The sequence below is a fragment of the Dellaglioa sp. CoH-55-MRSF-8 genome (genome assembly GCF_056782195.1).
In genome coordinates this window covers 1-1,690 of record NZ_JBXAYH010000015.1, presented here as the reverse complement: position 1 = coordinate 1,690, position 1,690 = coordinate 1, and the positions used below count along the sequence as shown (strand labels likewise).

Here is a 1,690-nt window from a genome sequence, read left to right as displayed (position 1 = left end):
TGTACTAGGCCCTGTCAAGTTGACGGATGAAATAATATAAAATTTAATATGTTTCTAAATGGCTTTATCCCAGTATTCATCTGGGGTAAGGCCATTTCTTTGTGTTGAGCGATTGTAATGATTAAAATATTCAATTCCTGCTTCAACCAATTTCATAAGTTCTTGATAGGTCTTTGGCAGTGGCTGACGTGCCATCCATCGATTTTTAAATTCATTCCACCAACGCTCCATTGGAGCGTTATCGTATGGCGTTCCTGGTCGGGACATACTTCTAGTTACTTCATATCGATCAAGAGAACGATTAAATAGTTTTGAGGTATAAGCTGAACCGCGATCGGTGTGCACCATGGGGTGTACACTACCAGCACCTGAAAAGGCCTGCTGAAATACCTGGATTTCTGCTTCACTAGTTTCTGTAGGACTTAGATTATAGGCTAAAAGTCGCCGACCATAAAGATCTAAAACACCACTTAACCGAATTTTATATTCGCCATTTATGCCATATGAAAGCTCTGTTGAATCGGCCAACCAAACTTGGTTAGGTCTACTCACACTAAAATTTTGATTAAGAAGATTATCTTGGATATATTGTTCTGATTGTTTCACACGATTATGCTTCTTCGGATGTACTAAACATCGAATACCTAGTTCTCGCATAACTCGTCGAACCTGTTTGAAAGTAATGGGAAAATTAATTGATGTGTCAGCTTGTAAATTTACCAACATGTTTCCAGTACCAATCCCTTGTAGATTGAAATCAAACCAGTATTGGGTTCGCTCTTTAAGTTGTTTATTACGTGTCTCCCAAACTGTTTCTTGTCTTTTTAACCCTTTGTAGTAAGCCTGACGGCTAACGCCAACCATTTTTATAAGTTTTGTTATCGCACCATGCTTTTCTTGACTAACATTCTTAATCGCGTGATATGCCAGTCGTCTTTGCTTATTCACCCCTTGCGCTGAAGTTCCTGCCATTTTTTTATAAAGGCCGCATATAATTTTTGATCTTCGATTTGGCTTTCTAACTCGTGAATCCGTAGATTCGCTTTATCTAAATCTGTTAGTTCTGATTGATCTTTACGGTGACCACGATTATCGATTAGTGATTCATAACCACCTTGTCGTGCCTTAAGAACCCATGAACGGGCTTGTTGATAAGAGACACCGAAGTGTTCCGCAGTTTCATTATAACTATGTTTATCTTTGGTAATATATTCAACAATTGAAACGCGTTCTTCAAAAGAAGTTTTACGACTCATAATGGGAACCTGCCTTTTGGACGGTGACGCCGTCACCGTTTTATCCTCATTATACTTGGAAACCCAGTCTAATAGTTGTTTTTGTGATCGTAAACCAAACTTAAGTGCAACATCTGCTTGTGAATATTGACCCGTTAGATAAGTTAATACCGCTTCTAATTTCAGCGCTTTTGAATAGTGATTATTGTGGCGCGCTTCCTGTAAACCTTCAATACCATCGCGGTCATAGCGATCGACCCAACGTTTGAATAGATCTTTATTAATACCGTATTCTCGGGCAAAAGTTCTTCTCGGCATTCCGGACTTTCTAAATTCTTCGATAAACGTTAATTTTTCTAATGCTGAATACTTGGCTCTGGACATACAAAAATCCCTCCATGATTATCGGATGAAATTATATTATTTCATCTGACAACCATAAAGGGATTATTACA

At 38.3% G+C, this 1,690-nt stretch carries 2 protein-coding genes; both read right to left on the bottom strand.

All coding sequences use genetic code 11. The features are described 5' to 3' along the window. Nucleotides 1–54 precede the first annotated feature (54 nt). A complete protein-coding gene (locus tag AC1RPW_RS07565; RefSeq protein ID WP_481763901.1) occupies nucleotides 55–948 on the bottom strand; it encodes an IS3 family transposase in 894 nt (297 codons plus the stop codon). Further along, on the bottom strand, nucleotides 945–1,619 hold the full coding sequence (locus AC1RPW_RS07560) for a transposase (protein ID WP_481761994.1): 675 nt from the start codon (nucleotides 1,617–1,619) through the stop codon (nucleotides 945–947). The genes AC1RPW_RS07565 and AC1RPW_RS07560 overlap by 4 nt, the downstream gene beginning before the upstream one ends. Between the last annotated feature and the right edge of the window lie 71 nt (nucleotides 1,620–1,690).

Excerpts from the sequence above, each read along its gene's own strand:
- AC1RPW_RS07560 (WP_481761994.1), bottom strand. The coding sequence starts at position 1,619 with ATGTCCAGAGCCAAGTATTCAGCATTAGAAAAATTAACGTTTATCGAA.